This window comes from Nocardiopsis sp. LDBS0036, from assembly GCF_041228755.1.
Taxonomy (GTDB): Bacteria; Actinomycetota; Actinomycetes; order Streptosporangiales; family Streptosporangiaceae; genus Nocardiopsis; species Nocardiopsis dassonvillei.
In genome coordinates this window covers 2,653,016-2,677,433 of sequence record NZ_CP141103.1, presented here as the reverse complement: position 1 = coordinate 2,677,433, position 24,418 = coordinate 2,653,016, and the positions used below count along the sequence as shown (strand labels likewise).

The following is a 24,418-nucleotide window of genomic DNA, read 5'->3' as shown; positions in this document are numbered from 1 at the left end:
TCTCGGTGGCGCTGACCGCCCTGCTTCTGTTCATCCTCAACTCCCTGGGGTGAGGCGGGAGACGGGCGAGGCGGCCGGGATGCCTGTTCTCTGGGAACAGCGACGCCCGGCCGTGGTCCTCGGGGGAGGCGGCCGGGCGTGGGTGGTTCCAGGGATCAGCGAGAGAGGGCGGTTCTCAGGAAGCCGCTCCATTCGGCGGCGGGAAAGGGGAGGTGTCCGGCGCTGGGGTGCTTGGAGTCGCGGACGGCCGCGCCGCAGGGGAGGTCGGCTATCTCGACGCAGTTCTGGGCCCGGCCGCTGTGGGTGCTCTTCCGGAAGCCCGTGGGGATGTGCGCGACCTCGACACATTCGACTCTGTCGCTGCTGTAACTGGACTTGAAGAACCGCAGTTCGGTTCTGCTGGTCATGTCAGGTGCTCCTGCTCCATGATCTGCTGGACGAAGTGGGTCGTACGCGAAGCTTGTAGCGCTGCTGAGTTCAGATGCGAAAAGATCGTGACATAGCGCTGCACGTCATCGGAATCCTGGGCAAAGAGACTCGCTGTCGCGGTCTCTGTGTAGGCGATGCAGGGATCGGCCGGGTTGGGGAAGTCCAGGAGGACGAAGGACCCGGACAGTCCAGCGTGCATGCCCGCGTCGAAGGGCAGCACCTGGATGTCCACGTTCTTCCTGGTGGCCATGTCCAGCAGGTGCTGTAGCTGTTCTCGCATGATCTGTGGGTCGTCGAGCCGTCTTCTCAGGGCTGCTTCGTCGATCACGGCCCAAAAGTGTGGCGGCTGGTAGCGCCCCAGGATGTGCTGACGCTGTAGCCGTGCGTCAACGTTGCGCCTGACCTCATCGTCTGAGTAGGCGCGCCCACCTCGGAAGACAGCCTCGCTGTACCTGGGTGTTTGCAGCAGGCCGGGAACGACCTGGCACTGGTAGGTCCGAATCATGGACGCTTCGGCCTCGAAGTCCGGTATGGCGTTACCGCCGAAGACATCCTTGTAACTGGACCACCAGCCCTGTTCTTTGGACTCTCTCGCCAGCTCGTGAAGAGCTGCGCGGATCTCGTCAGGAGCCCTGTACAGGTCGGCGAGTGCGTCGATGTCACGCGCTTTGATGCGGCGTGCGTCCGCACCTTCGATGTTGCTGAGGGTGGACTGGGGGACGTCGGCTGCCTTCGCGGCCACAGACAGCTTCAATCCCTGTGACTCACGTAGCCGTCGAAGCTCGCGCGCCAATCGTCGGCGGCGCACCGTGGGGCTGAAAGGGCTGTGCATGTCAGGATTCTAGACCAAGAGTTTTCGATTATCGTTGACAGCTCGATAATCGAGCTGCATCATGTGACTGTAACCAGTGACCGGTGAATCACGGAGAGTTCATGCCGGTCAGGCTACGCCTCGCCCGTTCCGCGCATCACGGCATCCGTGAGACTCCTCCAACGGGCACCACGAAACCCCTGCTCACGCCAAGGAGTGTGTTCGTCATGCCCGCAACCGCCCCGACTCCCGTGCCCGCGTTGGGCGAGGCCACGGTCCCGCTGACCAGCTTCATCCGGCCGGTCCACCGCCACTACTTCACCCGGCAGCCCGAGCGGCCCAACTACCGCACGCGCCGCTACGACTTCGCTGGGACCCCGGCTGTCATGCCGCTGGTGCGGGCATTCCTGGACACCTGCGCCGTCGCACAGGACACCGACTACCGCTACCTGTTCACGCTGCTGGGATCGGAGCTGGCCAACAACTCGATCCGCCACAGCCTCTCCGGCCGACCCGGCGGCAGCTACGCCCTCCTCGTCCACCGCCACCGCACCGGGCTGCACCTGGCCTGCCGCGACCGGGGCGGCCTGCGTGACAAGGACTCCCGCCTGGAGCCCAAGAAGAACGGTCTCAACCTGGACGCCGAATCGGGCCGGGGCCTGGCCATGGTCAACGCCTTCGCCACCGCTTGGGGCGACAACGGCAACGCCCACTACCGCACGGTGTGGTTCTCGCTGGCCTACGACCTCACCAGAAGCCGCTGGAACACCCACACCGACGACTGACATGCCGCCGACATGAGACGGGCCCAGGGAAGCGTTGCAGCGCTTCTCCCGAGCCCTGAACCCCCAGAAACCAAACAGCTCATAAGTAAGGAAAAAGAGGATCTGATGCAGAACCCTATCCCCTCGCCCCGGCGTTCGGACGACGTTCGACCGATGCCCCGGCCAATCCCGCCGCTTCCGCGCCGCACCCCGCTCGTCGGCCCGGTCTGCCCGGTGTGCGAGCACCCCTCCTGCCGGGTTCGCCGCGCCCAGCGCCTGCCCCGCCTGGGCGGCCACCGCTCCGAGTTCTCCCGCGAGCACGCCCAGGCCGCCGCGGTCCAGGCCCGGCACCGCCACCTGATCGTCTACTACGGCGAGGCCACGCAGTCCTTCTGGGCGGTCACTCCCACCGGACTCCTCGAAGCCGTGAGCGCTGACGCCCTCCTCCTGGCCCTGTGGCCGCACAACGCCCCGTTCATGCCGCCCGCCCTGGCCGTCGAGACCGGCACTCCCGTACCGGCCTGACCGGCCCTCCCACCACGGGCCGGAACCGCCGCCAGCGGTTCCGGCCCACCCGTGACTCAGCGTTGGTTCCCGCCGGAGCCTCCACGGCCGGACAACCGCCTACTCCTGCTGGTGGGGCATCCGGATGTTGTACTGGCGCATCTTGCGGTAGACGGTCGCCCGCCCCATTCCCAGCTCGGCGGCGGCCCCGACGACGGTCGCGCCCGGAGCGGTCAGGCAGCGGATGATCTCGTCGCGTTCCACGGCCTGGATGCGGCTGAGGCGGCGCCCGCCGTTGCTGCGGAAGACCTCGGCGGGCAGGTGGTGCACGTCGACCACGTCCGCGCGCTGCGCCGCGTCGCACACCGCCCGCTTCAGCTCGGTGGCATTGCCCGGCCAGTGGTAGTCGGTGAGCGCGCGGGAGGCCGCCGGGGTGAGGCCGATCGCCCGCCCCCGGGCCCCCTGCGCGAAGTGCCGCGCGAGCGGCAGCACGTCCTCCGGGCGGCGGCGCAGGGCGGGGGCCTCGACCACCGTGTCCACCAGCTCCCGCAGCGCCTCCGGGAGAGCGTCGAAGCTCCGTCCCGTGACCACGAAGGGCTGGGGGCGCCCACCCGCGCGCCGCGCCCCGGCCAGCAGCCGGGCCAGCTCGCTCGCGCCCCACGCCGGAAGCGCCTCCACCCCGGACACGATCACGCACGTGTCGTCCTTGGCCAGCTCGGGGGTCCAGAGCGTGAGCCAGGAGTTCACGTCCTCCGGGGCGGGCGGACGGGCGTTGAGCACCCTCTCCCGTGCGCTGACCTGCCGCCGCGCGAGCGAGGCCAACGAAGTCCTACCCGAACCCGGCTCGCCCACGACCGCCAGCGTCCGCCCGCCCACCGCCTCGCGGGCCTCGGCGACGGCGCCGCGCCAGAGTCGCGACGCGCAAGCGTCGGCCTGTCCGCCGCCGGCGGCGCGGAAGCGGAACACCGCGCCCCTGGGCGCGGGCTGGACCCGGCGCCCCGTGCCCCGGGCGAGCATGAGCGCGGACGTGCTCTGCGCGGCGGACTGGGCCAGAGCCAGCAGCAGGGCCGACGAGGACTCCGACCAGGTGGTCAGGTTGACGCTGCCGACCAGCGTGCCGTCCGCCGGGTCCAGGACCGGAGCGGCGGCGCAGGTGTACCCGCGCAGCCCCGTGCAGTAGTGCTCCTCCGCCCTGACCAGCGACGGCGCGCGGTCGGCCAGGGCCAGTCCGAGGCCGTTGGTGCCCGCGTCGCGTTCGGCGTAGGAGAATCCGGGGGCGAGGTGGACCCGGTCCAGCGAGTGCAGGATCGCCGCGTCGTTGGCGAGCCTGCTCAGCACCAGTCCCTCGCTGTCAGTGATCATCAGGCTCACCGGTTCGTTGGCGATGGTCCGCTGGATGCCCCGCAGGACCTCGTTGCCGCACTCGTAGAACAGCGACTCCGTGTCCACGGAACCGGTGAACGCGGGCTCCACCCGTTCGGCGGAGACGCCGTAGTGCTCGCTGCGCCGCCACGAGGCGCGCAGCCGCGGGGCTTTCGCCGGTGTCCGTCCGGCGGTGTCGGTGGGTGCGTGTCTGGGCGGTGAACACGTCCGGTCGTGCACGTCGGCCTCCAGGGGTTCTGCGGCCGCGACCTGGGCGGACGGTCGGTACATCCGCCCGGGCCGCGTGACGGCCAGGTTACTCGTCCGTGTCCCGGAGGCTTCGGAGCGGCTGTCTCAAACTGAGACACGCGACACAGGCCAGAGTTGCGTACGTCTCCCTAGTCTTCCAGCGAAACGGCCGATTCGACCCGGCCCCGTGGGAGGAAGCATGTACAGCAAGGACGGCGAGAACTACTTCGTCGTGGACGCGCACGTGGCCCTGTGGGACGCGCGTCCCGAGAACCAGCTCAACATCCACGGCAAGCAGTTCATCGACTGCTTCTACGACTACCACCGCAACCTCGGCCCGGAGTCGGAGCTGTGGCCGTACGAGGACTTCCTCTACTACGGCGGCGAGCGCCTGATGCGCGACCTGTTCACCGACGGCTACGTCGACCACGCCATCTTCCAGCCCGCCCACCTCGGCGCCTTCTACCGCAACGGGTTCGGGCAGGCCGAGGAGGCCTTCGCGCTCACCCAGGCCCACCCCGACAAGCTCACCTACAACCACTGCTGGGACCCGCGCTTCGAGGAGGAGGGGCTGGAGTGGCTGCGCCGCGACGCCGAGCGGTTCGGGCTCCAGGGGGTCAAGCTCTACACCGCCGAGTGGAAGGAGGGCTCGCGCGGGTACAAGCTGGACGACCCGTGGACCTACCGCTACCTGGAGACCTGCCAGGAACTCGGGATCCGCAACATCCACGTCCACAAGGGGCCCACGATCCGGCCGCTGGACCGCGACGCCTTCGACGTGGCCGACGTGGACCACGCGGCGACCGACTTCCCCGACCTCAACTTCGTGGTGGAGCACTGCGGGCTGCCCCGCCTGGAGGACTTCTGCTGGATCGCGACCCAGGAGCCCAACGTGCACGCGGGCCTGGCGGTGGCGATCCCCTTCATCCACACGCGGCCGCGCTACTTCGCGCAGATCCTCGGAGAGCTGCTGTACTGGCTGGACGAGGACCGCATCCAGTTCTCCAGCGACTACGCCCTGTGGACCCCGCGCTGGCTGGTGGAGAAGTTCGTGGACTTCCAGATCCCCGAGGACATGACCGAGTACGCGCCGGTCACCGTGGACCAGAAGAAGAAGATCCTCGGGCTCAACGCGGCCGCGATGTACGGCATCGAGGTGCCGCAGGGGCTAGGTCTGACGGCCGAGGCCGACGCCAAGGCGGTGGTCTGACATGCGCCCGCCCGGACACGCCGCACTGGAGCGCCCGGAAACCGCGCACACGGCCTCCGAACCCGGCACTCCGCAGGACGCCGAACTGGAACTCGCGGCGCTGCGGGCGCTGGACGCGGTGTACGACCCAGAGCTGGACGAGCCCGTCACCGACCTGGGCTTCGTCCGTTCGGTCAGGGCCGACGGCGGCGCGCTCACCGTCCACCTGCGGCTGCCCACCTCGTTCTGCGCGCCCAACTTCGCCTACCTCATGGCCTCCGACGCCAAGGACGTGCTCACCGACCTGTCCGGCGTACGGGAGGTCGCGGTCCTCCTCGACGACCACCACGACTCGGAGAGGATCAACCGCGGCCTGGCCGCGGACGCGGGCTACCGCGGCACGTTCGGGGACGAGGCCCGCGAGGACCTGGAGGAGCTGCGCCTGGTCTTCCGGCGCAAGGCCCACGCCGCCGCGATGGAGCGGGCGCTGACCCTGCTGCTGCGCGCGGACCCCGGCCTGGCCGAGGAGGACCTGCACGACCTCACCCTCGCCGACCTGCCCGACGACCGGGCGGGGCGGGCGCTGCTGCGGCGCCGCGCGGCGCTCGGGCTGAACTGCGACCCGTCCGCGCGTGTGCTCGTGGACGACCACGGCGACCCCTTCCCCCGCGAGGAGGTCCCGCTGCGGCTGAGGTTCGCCCGCTCCACCCGGATCTCCATCGAGGGCAACTCGCACTTCTGCCGCGGGCTGCTGCGCACCCGCTACCCCGGGTCGGAGGCCGACCAGGCCCCGCCCGCCCACACACTTCCGCTCACCGTTCAAGCGAGGCAGTCATGAAGGCAGTCCAGGTCGTCGGCTACGGCCAGAACCCGCGCATGGAGGAGGTGCCCGCCCCGGAGGTCACCGGTCCCTTCGACGTCATCGTCAGGATCGGCGGCGCCGGAGTCTGCCGCACCGACATCCACATCCTGGAGGGGCAGTGGGCCCAGAAGTCCGGTGTCACCCTGCCCTACACGATCGGCCACGAGAACGCGGGCTGGGTGCACGCCGTGGGCAGCGGCGTCACCAACGTCTCCGAGGGCGACAAGGTCATCGTGCACCCGCTGATCACCTGCGGCCTGTGCCGGGCCTGCCGCTCCGGTGACGACGTCCACTGCGAGAACAACCTCTTCCCCGGCATCGACACGGCCGGGGGCTACGCCGAGTACCTCAAGACCTCCGCGCGCAGCGTGGTGCGCATCGACGACTCCCTCGAACCCTCCGACGTGGCCGCGCTCGCCGACGCCGGGCTGACCGCCTACCACGCGGCGGCCAAGGCCGCGCGCCGCCTGCGTCCCGGCGACCGCTGCGCGGTGATCGGCGCCGGGGGCCTCGGGCACATCGGCATCCAGGTGCTCAAGGCGATCACCGCGGCCGAGATCATCGCGGTGGACCGCAACGCCGACGCGGTCGCCCTGGCCACCTCGATCGGCGCGGACCACGGAGTGGTCGCGGACGGCACGCAGGTCGAGCAGGTCCTCGAACTCACCGGCGGCCACGGCGCCGAGACCGTCATCGACTTCGTGGGGGAGGGCGGGGCGACCTCGGACGGGGTGCGGTTCCTGCGCCGTGCCGGGGACTACCACGTCGTCGGGTACGGCGAGAACATCGATGTGCCGACGATCGACGTCATCTCGGCGGAGATCAACTTCGTCGGCAACCTCGTCGGCTCCTACAACGACCTGTGCGAGCTGATGGTGCTGGCGGCGCGGGGACACGTGCGGCTGCACACCAGCAAGTACCCGCTCGACCGCTTCCAGGACGCGCTGGACGACCTCGACGCCGGGCGGATCCGAGGCCGCGCGATCCTCGTCCCGTAGGGGGATCTTCGACCACGCCGGGAGGGAGCGCCCGGCCGGGCCCACGGGTCCGGTCGGGCCCGCGGCGGCACGCCGGGTCCGCCCGAGGTGAGGGGCGGTCCGCGTCGAGGGGACGGACACCGCCTCCGCCGGAGGGCGGAAGGGGAGGTCCGGCGTGCCAGCCGCGCCCGTTCGCGTGCCGCCGGTGCGTGTCGCCGGTGCGCGGCGGTGTGTCCCGGCCCGGGAGGCGGTCCCGGTTGAGGTCAGGGCGTTCGGATCGCGAGCCGGGTGTCCCGGTGCGGGCGGGGCCTCCCGGTGGAGAGGTGGTCCCGGTCGCGGGCGGTGGCCTGGCACAGGCGGGTGCGGCCCCGGTCGTGCGCGGGTGTGTGTCCCCGGCGCAGCGGCGGCCCCCTCGGTGGGGGCCTTGGTCGGAAAGCGCTTGCCTTGTAACGTGGGTCACCCCGCTGTTCAAGGAGGCGTGCCCATGGGGATCCCCCCGCGTTCCGTCCGAAGAACGAGTCCGCTGCTCGCGGGCGTATGTGCCCTGGTGATGGCCGCGAGTGCCACTGCCCTGGCCGAGCCGGACACCGGTTCCGGCGTCCAGCTCGAACGGCTGGATCGCGGTCTGGTCGCGGTCGACACCCCGGAAGGCGTTTTCCTGAGCTGGCGCCTGCTGGCCTCCGAGGTCGGCGGACACACCGACTCCGGGCTCCGGGGCCCGCAGTTCCGGGTGTACCGGGACGGTGACGTCATCGCCATCGTGCGCGACAGCACCAACTTCCTGGACGGGGAGGGCGGCGCCGACTCCGAGTACCGGGTGGTCCCCGTCCCCCGGGGGAGACCCGGCGTCGGCCCCGAGGGCGAGGCCTCCGTGTGGGCCGAGGGGCACCACGACCTGCCGCTCCAGAAGCCCGAGGGCGGCACCACCCCGGCGGGGGAGGAGTACGACTACACCGCCAACGACGTCAGCGTCGGCGACGTGGACGGCGACGGGCGGTACGAGTTCGTGGTCAAGTGGGACCCCACCAACTCCAAGGACGTCTCGCAGCGGGGCTACACCGGTCCGACGTACGTGGACACCTACACCCTGGACGGCGAGCTGCTGCACCGCATCGACCTGGGCGTCAACATCCGCTCGGGCGCGCACTACACGCAGTTCGTCGTCTACGACCTCGACGGCGACGGCCGTTCGGAGATCATGCTCAAGACCGCCCCGGGCACCCGGACGCTGACCTTCGACGGGGACGGCGGAGCGGCCGGGGACCACATCACCCTGCCGGACGAGGACGTCGAGGCCGGGGTCGATCACGGTGACGACTACCGGATGAGCGCCGAGGACTACCGCGAGCACGTCGTGGAGGTGTTCCGGGGCTGGCACGGGCACCCCGAGGTGGTGGCCGGGAACTGGCCCGCCACCCTGGAGGAGGCCTTCGGTGAGCAACCCCGGTACGACTACCCCCTGAGCGAGGCGGACGCCGGGGCCCTCGCGGACTTCTTCCTCGACGAGTACGCGCCCTCGCGCAGCGCGCGCAACGAGCTGCGCGAGTTCGAGGGCTTCGTCGTGGACGGCCCCGAGTACCTGACGGTGTTCGACGGCCGGACCGGCGCGGAGCTGGACACCGTCCGCTACGAACCGGGCCGGGGCGACGACGGCCTGATGTGGGGCGACTACGCGATGGCGCGCATCGAACCCGCCAACCGGGTGGACCGGCTGCTGTCCGGCGTGGCCTATCTGGACGGACGGAACCCGTCGGCGGTGTTCGCCCGGGGCTACTACACGCGCTCGGCCGTGGCCGCCTACGACTTCGACGGGGAGGACATCAGCACGCGCTGGATCGCGGACAGCGGGCACGTGCCGATGGACAACCCGTTCGACGCCTCACCGCACGGCGGTCGGGGCTCCGATCCCGACATGGGCACGCTGGCCGGTCAGGGCTTCCACTCCTTCGGCGTGGCCGACGTGGACGCCGACGGACGCCAGGAGATCGTCTACGGCTCCGCGACCCTGGACGACGACGGGTCGCTGCTGTACTCCTCGCACGCCGAGGGGCCGCCCGGGAGCGCCATCGAGGGCGAGACGGCCAAGCTCGGGCACGGCGACGCGATGCACGTGGGCGACCTCGACCCGGAGCGCGAGGGCCTGGAGATCTGGACCGTGCACGAGGGCGGCGCGAGCGCGCCGTACGGGTTCGCGATGCGCGACGCCGCCACCGGCGAGGTGCTGTTCGGCGGGTACACGGGCACCGACACCGGCCGGGGCATGGTCGGCGACGTCGATCCGGACGTCCCCGGTCTGGAGGCGTGGTCCTCGATGCCGCCCGGAGGCGGGGGCGAGGCGGGCCTGTGGAGCGCGGACGGCGAGTTCCTGGGCGACCGCACCCCCGGGACGAACATGAGCATCCGCTGGTCCGCCGACATGACCACGCAGATCGTCGAGGGTACCGAGGACCCGAGGATCGAGGACTGGCGGCGCGGCACCCTGCTCACCGCCCAGGGCACGCTCACCAACAACGGGACGAAGGGCAACCCCGCCCTGGTCGCGGACGTGCTCGGCGACTGGCGCGAGGAGCTGGTCCTGCGCACGCGCGACAGCGGAGCGCTGCGCATCCTCACCAGCCCCGAGGTGACCGGACACCGGTTGCACACCCTTATGCACGACCCGCAGTACCGGGTGGACGTGGCCCGGCAGCAGACCGGCTACAACCAGCCCGCGTACACGTCCTTCCACCTGGGCGCGGACACCGACTGGGCGCGGGTGGAGGTTCCCGAAGCCGTCTACCCGGAGTAGGAGCGGGCAGGCGCGTGCCCCGGCGGCCCGGCCGTCCGGGGCACGTTCGCATCCGGGTGCTGGGGTGCGTGTCCACAGGCGGTACCGGTTCGACCCGATCCGCTCCGCCGCACGCCGCAGCCGCACCGGGCGCGGCGGGAGAGGGGCGGCCTCCCGGAACCATCGCGCCTTCGAGGGCATCGTCCCCGCACCGGCAGTAGCGGCGGCCGGGGTCGGCGCGGACACCCTCAGTCTGAGAGCGCGTCCCCGTGCTGGCGGCGACCGGGGGCGGCGCGGACACCCTCAGTCCGAGGGCGCGTGCCCGTGCTCGTCCCCGCCCTCGTGCCCGAAGGCGGGCAGGCCGCGGGCCGCGGTGGTCAGCGCGGTGCGCAGCAGCGGCCCCACTCCCTCCGGCGGAAGGCCGCGCCCGTCGTCCCCCAGGCGCGCCCGCTCCTCGGCGGCCAGGCGCAGCGCCGAGTTGAGGGTGGCCGCCTGGACGCGGACGGGCAGGCTGTCGGCGGACTCGCCGGTGCGGTCGGCGATGATCCGGGCGAAGACGGACTCGGCGGCGTGGTGGACCTCCAGCCACACCGCCATGAGCGCCGGTTCGGTGCGGGTCATCCGGATGAGGTCTGCTACGGGCCCCTCCACGACCTGCGGCTCGCCGTCGAAGAACCGCTCCCGCTCCAGGTACTCCAGGAGGGGGACCCCGGGAGGGCAGGCGCGCAGGCGTTCGGCCATGTGTTCCAGGCCCGTCGTCAGCAGCGGCCGGACGCAGCTCTCCTTGCTGGGGAAGTAGCGCCACAGCGTCCTGGTGGAGATGCCGAGCGCGTGCGCGATGTCGTCGCCCGTGGTGCCCGACACCCCGTTCTCGGTGAACAGCCGCACGGCCGCGCGCGCGATCTCCGTGCGCACGATCTCCCTGCGCCGCTCGGTCATGGGCGGGCGGCCCCGCCCCGAGGGTGCGCGGGGCGTCTGCGCGGACGGTGTTCCCGGCACGACCGCCCCCTCCCGTGTCCGCGGTGTCTGGGCGTGTCCACTCTACTGACGTCCGGACCAGGCAGAACAATATTTGTCTCTGAGTGACAAAAAGTCCTACAGTGACAAAAGCGGCCGCCGCGGCCGCCACCAGCGGCAACGAGAGGGCTTCCCATGACCGGCCTGGGCCTGAAGGACAAGAACGTCATCGTCACCGGAGGCGGCTCCGGCATCGGCCGCGCGAGCGCGCTGCGCTTCGCCAAGGAGGGCGCCGGAGTCCTGATCGCCGACCTCAACGCCGACACCGCGCGGGAGGCGGCCGAGGAGATCCGCGCGGCCGGGGGCACCGCCGAGACCGTGGTCGGCGACCTCAGCAGCCAGGAGGTCGTGGACCGGGTCGTCGCCACGGCCGTCGAACGCCTCGGCGGTGTCGACGTCCTGGTCAACAACGCCGGGATCATGGACGACATGTCCGCCACCGCCGACGTCACCGACGCGGTCTGGGAGCGGCTCCTGCGGGTGAACCTGACCGCGCCCTTCCTGCTCACCCGCGCCGTCCTGCCCCTGATGGCGGAGCGGGGCCGGGGATCGGTCGTCTTCACCGCCTCGGAGGCCTCCCTGCGCGGCAGCGCCGCCGGGGCCGCCTACACCGCCTCCAAGCACGGCGTGGTCGGCCTGGTCAAGTCCACCGCGGTGATGTACCGCGACAAGGGGATCAGGGTCAACGCCGTCGCCCCGGGCGGCACGGCCACCTCGATCACCGTCGACGTCGCCTCCGCGCCCCACGGCCCGACCACCCTCGGCACCTTCATGTCCAACATGGGCCGTGTGGCCCGGGCCGAGGAACTGGCCGCCGCCGTCGTCTTCCTGGCCTCCGACGCGGCGAGCAGCATCAGCGGCGCGGTGCTGCCGGTGGACAACGGCTGGTCGGCCGTCTGAGGAGGCGACCGCGCGCGGACCCGGCCCCGGGTCCGCGACGGCGGCCGCCCCGACGCCTACGCCCCACTTCTTAAGTCAGTCGCTTGACTCAACGCCGCGGCGGACGTTCACTGTACGTGTACGTACCGCTGACGCAGAGGAGTGAGGGCTGTGGGTGCCGACGGGACCGAACCGCTGATGGACTACCCCTTCCCCGGCCCGGAGGCGCTGGAGCCGCCCGCCGAGTGGGCCGAGCTGAGGCGGCGGTGCCCCGTCGCCGGGGTACGGCTGCCCAGCGGCGACCGGGCGGAGGTGGTCACCCGCTACGAGGACGTCAGGCGGGTGCTCTCCGACCCGCGCTTCACCCGGCGGCTCGACGCCGAGGACGCGGCCCGGGTCTCGGCCAGCGCGACGGGCGGCGTGTTCAACAGCGACCTGGCGGCGGCGGTCCCCGACAGCGGGGAGGAGCACCGGCAGTGGCGGCGGCTGGTCGGCAAGTGGTTCACCGCCAGGCGCATGAACGCGCTGCGGCCCGGTATCGAGGCCATGGCCGACCAGCTCGTCGACGGCATGGTCGAGCGCGGCCACCCGGCCGACCTCAGGGCGGACCTGGGCTTCCCCCTGCCGGTGTGGGTCATCTGCGACATGCTCGGTGTGCCCGACTCCGACCGCGACCGCTTCTCCCACTGGTCGGACGCGCTGCTCAACCTCACCCGCTACACCCAGGAGGAGATGGACCGGGCCCAGGCCGAGTTCCTCGCGTACATGGGCGGCCACGTCGAGGCCAAGCGGGCGGAGCCGCGCGAGGACCTGATCAGCTCCCTGATCACCGAGACCGCCGAGGCCGGGTACGACCTGCCCACCTCCGCGCTGGTCGCCACCAGCATGGGCCTGCTGGTCGCCGGGCACGAGACCACCGCCAACATGATCGGCAAGATGGTGGCGATGCTGCTGGACGACCGGAGCCGCTGGGAGAGGCTGCTGGCCGACCGGACGCTGGTGCGCTCCGCCGTGGAGGAGGCGCTGCGCTTCGACGCCAACTCCGGGCTCGGCCTGCCGCGCTACATCACCGAGGAGACCGAGATCGGCGGCGCCACCGTCCCCGCCGGGACCACCGTCATGTGCAGCATGGGCGCCGCCAACAGGGACGAGAGCGCGTTCGAGAACGCGGACGAGATGGACCTGGGGCGCGTGCCCAACCCGCACCTGGGCTTCGGCGCCGGGGCGCACTCGTGCCTGGGGCAGGCACTGGCCCGCACCGAACTCCAGGCCGTGCTCGACGTGCTGCTGCGCAGACTCCCCACGCTGGAGCTGGCCGTCCCCGCGGCGGAGCTGAGGCGACTCGACGGCCTGGTCGTGGGCGGACTGCGCGAGGTCCCGGTCCGGTGGTGACCGTGCCGAGGACGCGGACCGAACGGGCCGGCGCCACCCGGGAGCTGATCCTGGCCACCGCCGAGCGCCTGTTCGCCGAACACGGTCTGTTCGCGGTGTCCAACCGCGGCATCGGCGCGGCCGCCGGTCAGGGCAACAACACCGCGGTCGGCTACCACTTCGGCACCAGGACCGACCTCGTGCGCGCGATCGTGCGCACGCACACCGACCGGCTCGAACCGCTGTGGGCGCGGGCGGTCGAGGAGGCGGGAGACCCGGCCGGGGCGGGCGACTGGATCGCCTGCCTGGTCCGGCCGGTGACCCGGCACCTCGCGGACCTGGGCGTCCCGAGCTGGTTCGCCCGCTTCTCCGCGCAGGTCATGACCGACCCGGGCCTGCGCGTGATCATGACCGAGGAGACGCTCACCTCGCCCCCGCTCGGGCGGGTCCTCCTCGGCCTGCGCGCCAGCCTGCCCGACCTGCCGCCGCGGGTGCGCGCCGAACGCGAGGACATGACCCGCCACCTGATCGTGCACACGTGCGCCGAACGCGAGCGCGCGCTCGCCGAGGAGACGGCGACGCCCCGGTGCAGCTGGGAGGACACGGCGACCGGACTGGTGGACGCGCTCACGGGGATCTGGCTCGCCCCCGCGACCCCGGCCGAGGGGCGCGACCACGCCGCGACGACGAAGGAGGAGCGACCATGAGGGTGACCGTCGACCAGGACTGGTGCTGCGGCGCCGGTCAGTGCGTGCTGCTCGCCCCGGAGGTGTTCGACCAGAGGGAGGAGGACGGCATCGTCGAACTGCTCACCGAACGGCCGCCGGAGAACCTGTACCCGGCCGTGCGCGAGGCGGGGCAGGTCTGTCCCACCGGAGCGATCCACGTGGACGAGGAGGCCTGACCGCGCCGGGCGGGGGGAGCGCGCGTCCCGCGACCGGCCGCGCCCGGTCAGGCTCGTCCGCCCCGCCCGGCCGTACCCATTCCACCCGGCCGGGGCCGTCCTTCCCCGGCGCCGCCGCGGCCGGGGCACGGTCCGAGGAAACACGGGGGCGGCCCGCCATGCTTCCGGCGGGCCGCCCTCCGGCGCCCCGGGTCAGTGGCCGCCGGTGAGGGTCCCGGACAGCTCCCGGTGCAGGTGCGCGCTGGGCCCGTTGAGGCCGGTGATCTCCACCCGCACCCCGTGCCTGCGGAAGTGCTCGGTGACCTGGTCCAGGGCGGCCACGGCCGAGGAGTCCCACACGTGCGCGTTGGACATGTCCACCACCGCCTTCTCCAGACCCTGTTCGGTGTAGTCGAACCGGTTGACCAGCTCGCCGGTGGAGGCGAAGAACACCTCGCCGTTGACCGAGTACACGCGGGTGCCGCCCTCGGGGTCGAGCACGCTGGTGACGTCGGCCTGCATGGCGGCCCGGCGGGCGAAGAGCACCATGGACACCACGACCCCGACGATCACGCCCAGGGCCAGGTTGTGGGTGGCCACGACCACGGCGACGGTGATGGCCATGACCAGGGTCTCGGTCCAGGGCATCCGCCTCAGGGTGGCCGGGGCGACGCTGTGCCAGTCGAAGGTCACGACGGCCACGAAGAACATCACCGCGACCAGCGCCGCGACCGGGATCATGCCCACCAGGTCGCCCAGGGCCACGCACAGGATGATCAGGAACACGCCGGCCAGGAAGGTCGAGACGCGGGTGCGGGCCCCGGACTTGACGTTGATCATGGTCTGGCCGATCATCGCGCACCCGGCCATGCCGCCGAAGAACCCGACCAGCACGTTGGCGATGCCCTGTCCGCGTGCCTCGCGGCCGTGGTTCGAGGCGGTCTCGGTCTGGTCATCGACGACCTTGGCGGTCATCAGCGACTCCATCAGCCCCACCAGGGCCAGGGTCAGCGAGTAGGGGGCGATCAGGACCAGCGTGTCCAGCGTGTAGGGCACGTCCGGGATCAGCGGCACGGGCAGGGTGTCGGGCAGTTCGCCCATGTCCCCGACCGTCTGCGCCGGGACGCCCAGGGCCAGCGCGGCGACGGTGAGCACGACGATGGCCACCAGCGGCGCGGGGACCGCCCTGGTCAGGCGGGGCAGGCCGAAGACGATGACCAGGCCCACGGCCACCATGACGTAGATCGGCACGCCCACGCCCTCCAGGTAGGGCAGCTGGGCCGTGAAGATGAGGATGGCCAGGGCGTTGATGAACCCGGTCATGACGCTGGGCGGCACGAACCGCATCAGCCTGGCCACCCCGAGCAGGCCCAGGGCGACCTGGATGAGCCCGGCCAGGATGGTGGCGGCGATCAGGTGGTCGACGCCGTGCTCCATCGACAGCGGCGCCGCGACCAGGGCCATCGCTCCGGTGGCGGCGGAGATCATCGCGGGCCGTCCGCCCAGGAAGGCGATGGACACGGCCATCACGAAGGAGGCGTACAGGCCCACGCGGGGGTCGACCCCGGCGATGAGGGAGAAGGCGATGGCCTCGGGGATCAGGGCCAGGGCGACGACCAGTCCGGCCAGAACGTCGGCGCGCAGCTGCGCGGCGGCGGGGATCCGGGCCTTGAGTGACCTGGGGGTCTTCACGGGCAGTTTCATGGCACCCATCGGGTTTCGGGCAGCCCACAACGAGGACCGCGGTGTCGGGTCAGGCGTTCGTGCACGGCGCGGACGCGCGCCGGGTGAGGCGGGGGTGCGCTGGTGCGCACGGGGATCCGGGGCGATGTCGGTGACGCCCCGGCGCGGCTTCGTCGCCGCGGGCCCGGCCGTGCCCCTGGGCCGGGCCGGGAAGAGGGTGTGGTGGTCCTCCGCTCGTGCGCGGGTGACGACCCGGAGAAACTCTACTCTTACGTGAGAGTCTGATTCGCTCGCGGCGACTGAGACAACCCTCACACGACGGAAGGGTGTGGCTGTTCCTCCGGGCAGGGGTGGGTGCTCCACTGGTGGCGGCGCACCGTGACCGTCGGTGCGGGTGCGGGTGCGGGTGCGGGTGCGGGTGCGGTCGGGGCCGCGGGGCCGTGTCCGTGGCCCGCGTCCCGCGGGAGCGGTTTCAGCCTGCGGCTGGTGGGGTGGGGCGCGGTCCATGACGCGCGCCCGGGAGCGAAGGCGGCCGTGTTCCACGGCCGCGGCGGCACGCCCCGGTCCCCGGCTCGGGCGCGGGGCGCGGGTTCCGTCCCGGAGCGGTGCCGGTGTGCGGTGACCCGCGATGCGGGGGCCGGGGGGAGCGGGTTCCCGCCCCGGGGTGCTGGCGGCTCGGTCCCGGCGGACGCTAGGCGGTGGCGTCGTCCCGGGCGCGCTGCTCGCGCAGCCGCTCGGCGAACTCCTCGGCCATCGCCAACTGGTCGCGCAGGGCCTGGCAGCGGGCGACGATGGCCGCCTCGAAGGCGTCGAGTCTCTCGCTCAGGGCCCGCCGCTCCTCGGGGCCGGTCTCGGCCGAACCCAGCCGGTCGACGGCCTCCAGCAGCTCGCGGGTCTCCTCCAGGCTGAACTCCAGCGGCTTCATCCGCTTGATGAGGTTCAGGCGGTCCACGTCCGTCTCGGTGTAGAGCCGGAAGCCGCCGCGGGAGCGCGCGGAGGGCTCGACCAGGCCGACCTCGCCGTAGTAGCGGATCGTGCGCAGGGACAGGCCGGTCCGCTCGGCGACCTCGCCGATCTGCATGTGCTGCGCCCCGGACATCGCGGCACCCCCTCTCGTCCACTCGACTCTAACGGCGGTTCCGGCGGGGCGCGGCCCGCCGCCGGGCGCGGTGGCCTTCTGCGGAGCCGGCCCCCGCCGAACGCGCCCCCTCCGTAAAGCCGTTGTCGGTCCGGCGGGAACACCGGGACCTCGCGGTGCGCCCGCGTCAGGCGGACCGGTCGCGCCCCGGGTTCAGCCGACGGGCTTCTCCCAGACCGAGACGTGCTGGCGGCTGGCGCTGGTGAAGGGGTCCCGGGTCCACCCGTCCCACCGGTCGCGCAGGCGCATCCCGGCGAGCCGCGCCATCAGGTCGAGTTCGGCGGGCCACACGTACCGGAAGGGGACCTCCCGGTACGTGCCGCGCCCGTCGGCGACCGTGACGTGGTGCGAGCTCATCGCCTGCGTGGCGACGTCGTAGACGTCGAACCCCAGCCGGTTCGAACCCACGTGGAAGGGCACGGCGTCCTGGCCCTCCGGCAGTCTGCGCAGGTCGGGGACGCCGACCTCGATGACGAAGTGACCCCCGGGTTCGAGGTGGTCGGCGGCGTTGCGGAAACAGGCCACCTGCTCGTCCTGCGTGGTCAGGTTCATGATGGTGTTGAAGACCAGGTAGGCGACGGAGAACGTGCCCTCCACCCGGGTCGTCGCGAAGTCGCCGACCGTCACCCCGACCGCGTCGCCGCCGGGCTTGGCCCGCAGCCGTTCGACCATCGCCTCGGACAGGTCGATGCCGTGCACCGCGACCCCGCGGCGGGCCAGCGGCAGCGCGACGCGCCCCGTGCCGATCCCCAGCTCCAGGGCCCGGCCGCCACCGGCCAGCTCCTCCAGGAGGTCCACGGCCGGATCCAGGACGGCGGGCTCGAACATCTCCGCCGACGACTCGTCGTAGGTCGCCGCGACGCTCTCCGCGAAGTGGTTCTCCCGTGCGCTCATCCCGGAACGCTAACCCGCGCTCCCCCGGGGCGCACGCGGTTTTCCCGCGGCCCCGCGGGCGCGGGGCGCGACCGCCCGGGAGCGTCCGGCGCGTCGCCGGTCGGGCGGCCCCGGTCCCGGGCAGGGTGGGGGGAGCGGGCCCCGGCCCCGGTGCCCCGCGCGCCAGGTCAGGGATCTATCCCACACCGACATGCGGTCCCCCAGATTGCATGCTCATTCATAAGGGCGCATACTTATTTCCATGTCCAAGGTACTCACTTCCCTCCCCGTCGGCGAGCGCGTCGGTATCGCCTTCTCCGGTGGCCTCGACACCTCGGTGGCGGTCGCGTGGATGCGCGACAAGGGCGCCGTCCCGTACGCCTACACCGCCGACATCGGCCAGTACGACGAACCCGACATCGCCTCGGTCCCCGGCCGCGCCACCGCCTACGGCGCCGAGGGCGCCCGCCTGGTGGACGGCCGGGAGGCGCTGGTGGAGGAGGGTTTCGCGGCGCTGGCCTGCGGAGCCTTCCACATCCGCTCCGGCGGCCGCACCTACTTCAACACCACCCCCCTCGGGCGGGCCGTCACGGGCACCCTTCTGGTGCGCGCGATGCTCGAGGACGGCGTGCAGATCTGGGGCGACGGATCCACCTTCAAGGGCAACGACATCGAGCGGTTCTACCGCTACGGCCTGCTCGCCAACCCCTCCCTGCGGATCTACAAGCCGTGGCTGGACGCCGACTTCGTCAACGAGCTCGGCGGCCGCAAGGAGATGTCGGAGTGGCTGCTGGCCCACGGCCTGCCCTACCGGGACAGCACCGAGAAGGCCTACTCCACCGACGCCAACATCTGGGGCGCCACGCACGAGGCCAAGGCGCTCGAACACCTCGACACCGGCATCGAGATCGTCGAGCCCATCATGGGCGTGCGGTTCTGGGACCCCGAGGTCGAGATCACCCCCGAGGACGTCACGATCGGCTTCGAGCAGGGCCGCCCGGTGACCGTCAACGGCAAGACCTTCGCCACCGCCGTCGACCTGGTCAACGAGGTCAACGCCATCGGCGGCCGGCACGGCCTGGGCATGTCGGACCAGATCGAGAACCGCGTCATCGAGGCCAAGAGCCGCGGCATCTACGAGGCCCCGGGCATGGCGCTGCTGCACGCGGCCTACGAGCGGCTGGTCAACGCGGTCCACAACGAGGACACCCTCGCCAGCTACCACAACGACGGCCGACGGCTCGGCAGGCTGCTCTACGAGGGCCGCTGGCTGGAGCCCCAGGCGCTGATGCTGCGCGAGGCCCTCCAGCGCTGGGTGGGCACGGCGGTCACCGGCGAGGTGACCCTGCGGCTGCGGCGCGGCGAGGACTACTCCCTCATGGACACCACCGGCGCGGCGTTCAGCTACCACCCGGACAAGCTGTCCATGGAGCGGACCGAGGACTCCGCGTTCGGCCCGGTCGACCGCATCGGCCAGCTGACCATGCGCAACCTCGACATCGCCGACTCCCGCGCCAAGCTGGAGGAGTACTCCAGGGTCGGCATGGTCGGCACCTCGCACCCGACGTCGATCGGCGCCGCCCAGGCGGCCTCGACCGGGCTGATCGGCGCGATGCCCGAGGGCGGCGCCGAGGCGATCGCCTCCCGAGGCCAGGCCCCCGAGAGCGACGACCTGCTCGACCACGCCGCCATGGAGTCCGGCAACGACTGAGGCCCGGCTCCGGTCCGCACTCCAGCGAGCGGGGACCGGCCGGGCTACGGTGCGGGGACGATCCGCGGGACCGGTCCGCGCACCGGCCGTGGAGCCCCCCGGACCGACCCGCCGCCGGGGCGGGAACGCCGCACGAGCGTTCCCGCCCCGGCGGTTGCCGTCAGTCCGGCGGGTCCAGCGGCGACATCGCCGGGGAGTAGTTGAACAGCCGGAGCCTGGCCGCACCCGGTTCGGTGAGGGAGGCGGCCCCGGGGTCGACGTCCACGATGCTCAGACTGGCCGGGTGGCTCGGTACCGTGCGCGCCGGGTCGAGCCCGACGGCGGCCACGAGGAAGGCCCGCACCGGTCCTCCGTGGGTGACGGCCAGCAGCGTCCGGTGGCCGTCGGCGTGCGCCCGGCGGACGGCGGCGCCGATCCCCTCGACCACCCGGTCGGTGAGTTCGCCGAAGCTCTCCGCGCCCGGGGGGTGGAACCGCCCCGCGCGCCACGCGGCGTACACACCGCCGTCCTCCTCCTTGATCTGCGCCGAGTACCGCCCCTCCCACCCGGCCAGGTAGGCCTCGTTGAGCCGGGGGTCGCGCGCGTTCGGGCTGACCCCGAGGACCTCGGCGGTCTCCCGCGTGCGGCGCAGCGCGGAGGTGACGACGTAGCCGGGGTCCAGGTAGCGGACCGTCTCCGCCAGCGCGGCGACCTGGCCGCGCCCGGCCTCCGACAGCCCGATGTCCTGCTGCCCCTGGAGGCGGCGCTCGCCGTTCCACTCGGTCTCGCCGTGGCGGACCAGGATCAGCCGCGTCATCGGGCATCCCCGGTGTCCAGGCAGTCGCCCGCGGCGTCGAAGTAGGCGTCCGGCGCCTCGGGCAGCCGCAGACCGGCCGCGTCCCCGGGCAGCAGGTCGACCGGCGTGTCCCGGGAGACGTTCACCCGGGTGCCGTCGGCCAGGTCCACGCCCACGACCCACCTGTCGGCCATCGGCACCTGGTCGGCGAAGACCGCCTCCAGGCAGCCGGGCGCGGACGCGTCACGGTCGACCCCGAGCGAACCCGCCCGGTACATCGCCCGCACGACCCCGTCCGGGACCGACGCGGGAGCCGCGCCGCAGTCGGCGCCCAGGGCCGACAGGCGACCGCCCCCGGCCCGGCACTCGATGATGTTGGCCGGGGGAGTGCCGACGAACGTCGCGGCGAACGCGGTGCGCGGCGACTCCAGCAGCTCCCGAGGCGTGCCGAACTGCTCGATCCGGCCGTCCTTCATGAGCGCGATGTGCGTGGCCATGGTCATCGCCTCCACCTGGTCGTGCGTGACGTAGACGCTCGTGGCGCCGGTCGAGCGGTGCACGCGCATCAGCTCGCCCCGGGTGTCCACCCGCAGTTTCGCGTCGAGGTTGGACAGCGGTTCGTCGAAGAGCAGCACTTTGGGCTGCGGGGCGATCATGCGGGCGATCGCCACCCGCTGCTGCTGGCCGCCGCTGATCTCCCCCGGGTAGCGGTCGGCCAGGTCCTCGATCGACAGCATCGACAGCACCTGCTCGCTGCGGGCCCGCCGGTCGGCCTTGGACCACTTGGCCACGGTCAGCGGCCAGACGATGTTCTGGCGCACGGTCTTGTGCGGCCACAGCGCGTAGGACTGGAAGACCAGACCGGCCTCGCGCTCGGCGGGCGGCACGATCTCGGTCCCGTCGCCGCGGGCGATGACGCGGTCGCCGAACCGGATCTCGCCCCCGGTGGGGTTCTCCAGTCCGGCGAGCATCCGCAGGGTCGTCGTCTTCCCGCAGCCGGACGGTCCGAGCAGCACGAGGAAGGAGCCCGCCGGGACCTCGATCGAGACGCCGTCCACGGCGGCGGTGCCGCCGAAGTCCTTGCGCAGGTCGGTGATGGTCAGGGAGGCCGAGGAGGTTTCGGAGCGCATGTCGGTCCTTTCGGCCTGCCGGGCGCGCGGCATCGGGGTCATGATCGGGAGTTCCAGGGCTGGGCGGCGCCCTCGAAGCGCCGCGCGATGACGGTTGCCGCGACCGAGATCACCGCGATGACCACGGTGACCGCGTTGGCCAACTGGGTGAAGTTCTCCGAGGAGTACTGGTAGGTGAGCACGGCCAGCACCGGCATCGCCGGGGTCGCCAGCAGCACGACCAGGGACAGGTCGCGCACCATCTGGACGAACACCAGCACCCCGCCGGTGAACAGGCCGCGCGCGGTCAGCGGCGCGATGACCGCGCCGATCCTGCGCGTCAGCCCGGCCCCCGCCATCACCGCGGACTCCTCGACGTCCCTGGACACCTGGCTCAGGGCCGAGGTGCCCGACCGGACGGAGAACGGGATCGTCGCCGCGATCCCGGCCAGCACGAGGATCGCGAACGTCCCGTACAGGCTCGGGAGCGGGCCGATGGGCGCCCCGAACTGCGCGATGAAGGCCGCGCCCAGCGCGATGCCGGGGATGAGGAAGGGCACGAACGAGGTGACGCTCATGGTCCCCACCAGCCACCTCGGGCCGTTGGAGCGGGTGATGACGTAGGAGATGAGCAGCCCGAGCACACCGGCGCCGACCGCCACGCACACCCCGAGCAGGACGGTGTTCCAGGTGGCCTCCAGGATCTGCGGGTTGTTCAGGACGCCCCGCTGCCCCTGGGCGAGCGCCGGGTCCGAGCCGCCGATCCAGTAGTGCAGGGTCAGCCCGGAGGCGAAGTCGTTCGTGCGCACGGTCAGCGAGCTCAGGACGAGCACGAGGCCGGGCACGACCGTGGTGCACGTGACCAGCAGCCAGGCGAGCCCGGCCACCGGCCACCCCCAGGGGCCCAGGTCCACGCCCCGGCGGCGGCCGCCCTTGCCGGTGATCGTCGCGAAGCTGCGCCCGCCCCCGGTGATGCGCGTCGAGGCGTACATGATCATCGCGGCGACGACGATGAGCACGATCGAGAGCACGTACCCGCGCGCGACGTCACCGGTGGAGATCGCCCCGTACAGCCGGGTGGAGAGCGTGTGGAACCGCACCGGCAGGCCGAGCAGGGCCGGCGAGACGAAGTTGGAGACCCCCTCGGCGAAGGCGAGCAGCGCGCCGGAGATCATCGCCGGGGCCACGACCGGCAGGGCGATGTCCCGGGCCACCCGCAGCGTGGAGGCCCCGGTCATCTCGGCGGCCTCCATGAGGTCGCCGTTGACGCTGGCCAGCGCCGCGGCGACCAGCATGAACGACAGCGAGAAGTAGTGGGCCGTCAGGGTCGCGGCGATCGGTACGGGTCCCCAGGCCAGCCAGTCCGGGACGCCCAGGCCCAGGTTCATCAGGATCCCGGTGGACCCGCCGATCAGGTCGTTGCGAAAGACCGACTCCCACGCCAGCGCCAGGGCGAAGCTCGGCAGGGCGAACGGGATCGTCGCCAGCAGCCCCAGGGTCCTGCGCCCCGGGATGCGGGTCATCACGACCACCCAGGCCAGGAACCCGCCCACCACCGTCGAGCAGACGGCGGTGGCGGTCCCCATGAGGATCGAGTTGCCCATCGGCCTCCACAGGAGGTTCTCCGACATCGGGCTGGCGAACACGTCCGCCCACGCCTCGCGGTTGCCGCTCTGGAGGGTCGTGTTGACCAGCCCGCTGAGCGGCGCCACCACGAGGACGGACAGTACGAGCAGGGTGCCGGCTCCCAGCACCACGGCGGGCTGCCTCAGTGCCGTGCGCGCACGGGCCACCGTGGTGCCGACCGCGGTGCGGCGGGGGGCGGGTGCCGTCGTCATGGTGTCCTTTCGCCGGCGTGGGAGCCGGGGGAGGGGTCTTACAGGGTGAGCAGGAAGTCGGCCACGTCGTCGCGGACCTGGGCGGTCTCCTCGGGATCGATGTCCCAGGCGCCCAGTTCGTCCAGGGGCGCGGCGTCCTCGGGCATCTCCATGTCCGTGCGGACCGGGTAGTCGCCGGGGACGTAGAAGGGCTCGTATCCGGGACCGCCGGTCGCGGAGTCGTCGCCCATGAGGAAGTCGGCGACCAGGCGCGCGGCGGCCGGGCTGTCGGAGCCCTGCACCATGCCGATGTAGGCCGGGAAGGTGATGCCCAGCGACGGCGCGGTCCCCAGGGAGGCCTGGAGCGCCCAGCCCTCCTCCTCGTTGTCCCGGCGGTCGGAGTAGGAGGTGATGCCGACCGGCGGGTCCTCCTGCCCGGTCGCGCCCACGGCCGCGTTGACGTTGTCGGTGTCGTCGACCAGGACCAGGCCGTTGGCGTAGAGGTCCTTGATGAACTGCTGCCCGGCGTTCTCCACGCCCTCGTCGAGTTCGACCTCGGACCCGAAGTGCTCCTGGTGGGCCTGCGCCATCTCGTCGGAGCGCTGGACGATCTCCGCCATGAGGTCGAGGTAGTCGCCGCGCACGCTCGGGTCGACCATGACGACCCGGCCGTTCCACTCCTCCTCGGTCAGCTGCCACAGGTTCTGGACCGGGCTGCCGTCGGGGTGGGCCTCCTCGTTGTACATGAGGATCTTGGTCGAGAGCCGGTTGGCCAGCAGGGGCTGCCGGTACTCCTCGGGCACGGTCTCGGCGACGCGCTGGGGGACGTGGTTCTGGAGGATGCCGCCCGAGACGAGTTCGGTGATGACCACCGGGGCGTCGGAAATGTAGGCGACGTCCGCCGACGGGGTTCCGGCCTGGGCCTCGGACTGGAGGCGGGTGATCTGCTCGGAGGAGGCGATGTCGTGGCCGATGAGGTCGACGCCCGGGTACTCCTCCTCGAAGGCCTCCTCGACGGAGGCGATGCGCGAGGTGAAGGAGTAGACGGTGACCTCCCCCTCCTCCCTGGCCAGCTCGACCAGCTCCTCGTGGGTGGCGTCGTCGAGTTCGTGGGGCTGGGCGGCCTCGCCGGCGTCGGCGGTGTCGGCGGCCTCGGGGGTGCCGCCGCCGCAGGCGGCGAGCGTCACGGCGAGCGGGAGGGCGACGGAGGCGGAGAGCAGTCTCGAAGTACGCATGACAGGTCCTTTG

General features: G+C 72.1%; 22 protein-coding genes. 11 read left to right on the top strand and 11 right to left on the bottom strand.

The window, feature by feature from the left end:
- Positions 1–155: 155 nt before the first annotated feature.
- Both UIS43_RS11200 and UIS43_RS11195 read right to left on the bottom strand, forming a co-directional pair.
- The gene (locus tag UIS43_RS11200; protein WP_370013132.1) at positions 156–407 is read right to left on the bottom strand and encodes a DUF397 domain-containing protein; all 252 of its coding nucleotides are present in this window, start codon (positions 405–407) and stop codon (positions 156–158) included.
- Positions 404–1,261 (bottom strand): helix-turn-helix domain-containing protein, encoded by an 858-nt coding sequence (locus tag UIS43_RS11195; protein WP_370013131.1) that lies wholly within the window; start codon positions 1,259–1,261, stop codon positions 404–406. Before UIS43_RS11195 ends, UIS43_RS11200 begins: the two co-directional genes overlap by 4 nt.
- 206 nt (positions 1,262–1,467) lie before the next feature.
- Between UIS43_RS11195 and UIS43_RS11190 the strand changes: the two genes are divergently transcribed.
- Both UIS43_RS11190 and UIS43_RS11185 read left to right on the top strand, forming a co-directional pair.
- On the top strand, positions 1,468–2,025 hold the full coding sequence (locus UIS43_RS11190; protein WP_370013130.1) for an ATP-binding protein: 558 nt from the start codon (positions 1,468–1,470) through the stop codon (positions 2,023–2,025).
- A gap of 153 nt (positions 2,026–2,178) precedes the next feature.
- Complete coding sequence (locus UIS43_RS11185) at positions 2,179–2,529, top strand: hypothetical protein (protein WP_370013129.1); 351 nt, start codon at positions 2,179–2,181, stop codon at positions 2,527–2,529.
- Positions 2,530–2,628: 99 nt separating this feature from the next.
- Here the strand turns inward: UIS43_RS11185 and UIS43_RS11180 are convergent, their stop codons facing one another.
- Positions 2,629–4,161 carry a helix-turn-helix domain-containing protein gene (locus UIS43_RS11180; RefSeq protein ID WP_370013128.1) on the bottom strand — a complete coding sequence of 511 codons (1,533 nt, stop codon included), beginning with the start codon at positions 4,159–4,161 and terminating at the stop codon, positions 2,629–2,631.
- Between the two features lie 157 nt (positions 4,162–4,318).
- Between UIS43_RS11180 and UIS43_RS11175 the strand changes: the two genes are divergently transcribed.
- From UIS43_RS11175 to UIS43_RS11160, 4 genes are all read left to right on the top strand, one after another.
- Complete coding sequence (locus UIS43_RS11175; protein WP_013154504.1) at positions 4,319–5,329, top strand: amidohydrolase family protein; 1,011 nt, start codon at positions 4,319–4,321, stop codon at positions 5,327–5,329.
- 1 nt (position 5,330) lies between these two features.
- A complete protein-coding gene (locus UIS43_RS11170; RefSeq protein ID WP_013154503.1) occupies positions 5,331–6,146 on the top strand; it encodes an iron-sulfur cluster assembly protein in 816 nt (271 codons plus the stop codon).
- Positions 6,143–7,168, top strand: a complete 1,026-nt coding sequence (locus UIS43_RS11165) for an NAD(P)-dependent alcohol dehydrogenase (RefSeq protein WP_013154502.1) — start codon at positions 6,143–6,145, stop codon at positions 7,166–7,168. Before UIS43_RS11170 ends, UIS43_RS11165 begins: the two co-directional genes overlap by 4 nt.
- A 529-nt stretch (positions 7,169–7,697) precedes the next feature.
- Positions 7,698–9,935 (top strand): rhamnogalacturonan lyase, encoded by a 2,238-nt coding sequence (locus UIS43_RS11160; protein WP_197724920.1) that lies wholly within the window; start codon positions 7,698–7,700, stop codon positions 9,933–9,935.
- A 282-nt stretch (positions 9,936–10,217) separates the two neighbouring features.
- On the opposite strand, the gene UIS43_RS11155 is transcribed toward UIS43_RS11160, so the two are convergent.
- Positions 10,218–10,853, bottom strand: coding sequence for a TetR/AcrR family transcriptional regulator (locus UIS43_RS11155; protein ID WP_370013245.1), 636 nt, complete (start codon positions 10,851–10,853; stop codon positions 10,218–10,220).
- 213 nt (positions 10,854–11,066) lie between these two features.
- Here UIS43_RS11155 and UIS43_RS11150 point away from each other — a divergent pair, with 213 nt between their 5' ends.
- The 4 genes from UIS43_RS11150 (at position 11,067) to UIS43_RS11135 (ending at position 14,085) form a co-directional block, all read left to right on the top strand.
- Positions 11,067–11,831: an SDR family NAD(P)-dependent oxidoreductase gene (locus UIS43_RS11150; RefSeq protein WP_370013125.1), complete on the top strand. Its 765-nt coding sequence runs from the start codon at positions 11,067–11,069 to the stop codon at positions 11,829–11,831.
- Between the two features lie 150 nt (positions 11,832–11,981).
- Entirely contained in the window at positions 11,982–13,202 is a 1,221-nt protein-coding gene (locus UIS43_RS11145; protein ID WP_083555306.1) for a cytochrome P450, read from the top strand.
- Positions 13,196–13,888, top strand: a complete 693-nt coding sequence (locus tag UIS43_RS11140) for a TetR/AcrR family transcriptional regulator (protein ID WP_370013122.1) — start codon at positions 13,196–13,198, stop codon at positions 13,886–13,888. The genes UIS43_RS11145 and UIS43_RS11140 overlap by 7 nt, the downstream gene beginning before the upstream one ends.
- On the top strand, positions 13,885–14,085 hold the full coding sequence (locus UIS43_RS11135; RefSeq protein WP_013154496.1) for a ferredoxin: 201 nt from the start codon (positions 13,885–13,887) through the stop codon (positions 14,083–14,085). The genes UIS43_RS11140 and UIS43_RS11135 overlap by 4 nt, the downstream gene beginning before the upstream one ends.
- A gap of 192 nt (positions 14,086–14,277) precedes the next feature.
- On the opposite strand, the gene UIS43_RS11130 is transcribed toward UIS43_RS11135, so the two are convergent.
- From UIS43_RS11130 to UIS43_RS11120, 3 genes are all read right to left on the bottom strand, one after another.
- A complete protein-coding gene (locus UIS43_RS11130; protein ID WP_071622580.1) occupies positions 14,278–15,777 on the bottom strand; it encodes a SulP family inorganic anion transporter in 1,500 nt (499 codons plus the stop codon).
- Between the two features lie 661 nt (positions 15,778–16,438).
- Complete coding sequence (locus tag UIS43_RS11125) at positions 16,439–16,846, bottom strand: MerR family transcriptional regulator (RefSeq protein ID WP_013154494.1); 408 nt, start codon at positions 16,844–16,846, stop codon at positions 16,439–16,441.
- Positions 16,847–17,038: 192 nt separating this feature from the next.
- A complete protein-coding gene (locus tag UIS43_RS11120; RefSeq protein ID WP_370013120.1) occupies positions 17,039–17,779 on the bottom strand; it encodes a class I SAM-dependent methyltransferase in 741 nt (246 codons plus the stop codon).
- Between the two features lie 241 nt (positions 17,780–18,020).
- On the opposite strand from UIS43_RS11120, the gene argG reads away from it, so the two are divergent.
- Complete coding sequence (gene argG / locus UIS43_RS11115; protein ID WP_013154492.1) at positions 18,021–19,469, top strand: argininosuccinate synthase; 1,449 nt, start codon at positions 18,021–18,023, stop codon at positions 19,467–19,469.
- A 160-nt stretch (positions 19,470–19,629) separates the two neighbouring features.
- Here the strand turns inward: argG and UIS43_RS11110 are convergent, their stop codons facing one another.
- Genes UIS43_RS11110 through UIS43_RS11095 form a run of 4 tightly spaced genes read right to left on the bottom strand, consistent with a single transcriptional unit; the run spans position 19,630 to position 24,405 of the window.
- The gene (locus UIS43_RS11110; RefSeq protein WP_370013118.1) at positions 19,630–20,265 is read right to left on the bottom strand and encodes a histidine phosphatase family protein; all 636 of its coding nucleotides are present in this window, start codon (positions 20,263–20,265) and stop codon (positions 19,630–19,632) included.
- Positions 20,262–21,374 carry an ABC transporter ATP-binding protein gene (locus tag UIS43_RS11105; protein WP_370013116.1) on the bottom strand — a complete coding sequence of 371 codons (1,113 nt, stop codon included), beginning with the start codon at positions 21,372–21,374 and terminating at the stop codon, positions 20,262–20,264. Before UIS43_RS11105 ends, UIS43_RS11110 begins: the two co-directional genes overlap by 4 nt.
- A 38-nt stretch (positions 21,375–21,412) precedes the next feature.
- Complete coding sequence (locus tag UIS43_RS11100) at positions 21,413–23,191, bottom strand: iron ABC transporter permease (RefSeq protein WP_071622577.1); 1,779 nt, start codon at positions 23,189–23,191, stop codon at positions 21,413–21,415.
- Between the two features lie 38 nt (positions 23,192–23,229).
- The gene (locus UIS43_RS11095) at positions 23,230–24,405 is read right to left on the bottom strand and encodes an extracellular solute-binding protein (protein ID WP_071622576.1); all 1,176 of its coding nucleotides are present in this window, start codon (positions 24,403–24,405) and stop codon (positions 23,230–23,232) included.
- Between the last annotated feature and the right edge of the window lie 13 nt (positions 24,406–24,418).